The organism is Trabulsiella guamensis ATCC 49490 (assembly GCF_000734965.1).
Lineage (GTDB): Bacteria > Pseudomonadota > Gammaproteobacteria > Enterobacterales > Enterobacteriaceae > Trabulsiella > Trabulsiella guamensis.
The window spans coordinates 1-1,795 of record NZ_JMTB01000120.1 but is presented as its reverse complement, the minus strand read 5'-3'; the positions used below and the strand labels follow the sequence as shown (position 1 = coordinate 1,795).

Annotated in this window: 2 protein-coding genes; both read right to left on the bottom strand. The window is 53.6% G+C overall.

From position 1 onward, the window contains the following. Window positions 1-849: ShlB/FhaC/HecB family hemolysin secretion/activation protein (locus tag GTGU_RS21555; protein WP_038162371.1), on the bottom strand; the 849-nt coding region annotated here is incomplete at its 3' end. A 189-nt stretch (window positions 850-1,038) separates the two neighbouring features. Next, the gene (locus GTGU_RS21550) at window positions 1,039-1,686 is read right to left on the bottom strand and encodes a hypothetical protein (protein WP_156964229.1); all 648 of its coding nucleotides are present in this window, start codon (window positions 1,684-1,686) and stop codon (window positions 1,039-1,041) included. Window positions 1,687-1,795 lie beyond the last annotated feature (109 nt).

Sequence of the window (1,795 nt, the reverse complement as noted above, 5' to 3'; positions counted from 1 at the left end):
CAGACTGAAACCTGCCGCCACGTTCTGCGCATCATGCGAAGACGAAAAGTCGCTGCTGCGCCCGCCGCTGACAAACCACGAATCCGCCAGACCGAGGGGATTATTAAAGGAAAGGGAACCGCTGAACTGCCCCGTCCCTGTACTTTTCTGGCCGCTGTTATCGAAACTCACCGAACCGGTGACGGGAGACTCGGGCGTGGCGGTGAGATTCACCACCGACCAGCCTTCCCTGTCACCCGGTAAAATCTCAATCTGCACCGGCTCGCGGCGGGTACGGTTAATCTGCTCCATGCCCTGCTCGATATCGCGCAGATTTAATATTCCGCCTTCCGCCCCCGGAAAAACCATTTTCAGCATACGGGGCGGCGCATCGTCCATTCTGATGGCCTGAAGACGACCCTCCATCACGACAAGACGAAGATGCCCCCCGGAGATATCCTGTTCCGTCAGAAAAGCCCGACTGGTGATATAGCCCCGGCTGACGTACCAGTCCGTCACATCGTTTGTAAGCTGCGTCAGTTGCGCCATACTGAGGCACTGGTTCAGCCAGGGAGAAAGTAACTTTTGCTGCGCGGCAGGTTTAATCAGCGTGGAACCATTAAGGGATATGTCGCGAACAGTAAAACAGGGACCGGATGCGTCAGATGTTGCGGGAGGTGGTTCTGCTGTACGGGGGAGCGGAATACTGCGTTCAAGCTCTTCGCGCTGGCTCTGCCCGCGGCGCAGCAGTTCAGATTGCTGCTGCTGAATACTGTCACGATCGGATGGCGAAAGCGGCGCGGCACAAACGCCGGTACTCAGTACCGACAGAAATGTTACCGCAATTCTGACCCGCGTTTCCCTGCCCATCGTATCGCATTCCCTTGAATCAGCCTGTTAGTTTGATTTAAGTAAAACCACCTTTATATTATGGTTATATCGCATTATTTGCTTACATTTCAATACAAAAAAAAGCAATCTTTGTCTGAAAAGTGTACGTTTCCGGTGGTGTGAGGATAATTCCAGGCATGAAGGGGAACCGTCCTGACGCTGACACTGTTACTTTTTCTGGCTGGCCTGATGCCGTTTTAACCGTATTCTGACCTGCTGCACGGAAGATGTATTGCGATCCGGGAACAGTCTGCTCAGTTCAGCCAGCGGCAGATGCTGCTTTCGTCTCAGCAGCGATAATTCCTGTTTTGTCCACCGGGTCTGATGCCTGATTGACGGGCTCTCCAGACCGAGTAAACGCGCCTGATTTCTGATGGCGCTCTCGCTTCTTCCGGGCAGACGACTGATAATGCTGACCCCTTCAGCCTCAAAATACTGTTTCAGTAGCGCCAGTTCATCCGGTCGCCAGCGACGGCGGATAAGGCGTATCTTTCGCATTCTCGACAGAACTGCTGACTGTGAACGACCCGGTAATGCCAGAAGAATGTCTTTCATTGGCGCACCATTTTCACCGTAGTGCCGGAGAATTTCGTTTTCGGTATCCGTCCAGGGCCTCACGTTGTCAGAATATCCCAGCTTACGGACCATCGTATAAATGGCACCGGGCGTGCGTTTCAGGCGGAGGGCAATATCTGCGGTGCGCATCCTGTGGTAGTGCTTCTTCAGAAACCGCAGTTCAGCCGTTGTCCAGCGCTCACCTTCGTTTGGCGCTCTCCGCGCTGTTCCGTTTTTCCTGGTGTGTTTCCTGTCGTCCATTTGCCCTCCGCTGTCTGAACCGGATGCCCCGTTACGGTATGTTACGGCTGTACTTTTATATTACAGGATATTAACGGATGCAAACGGTTACCCGCCAGTGCTGAAAGGC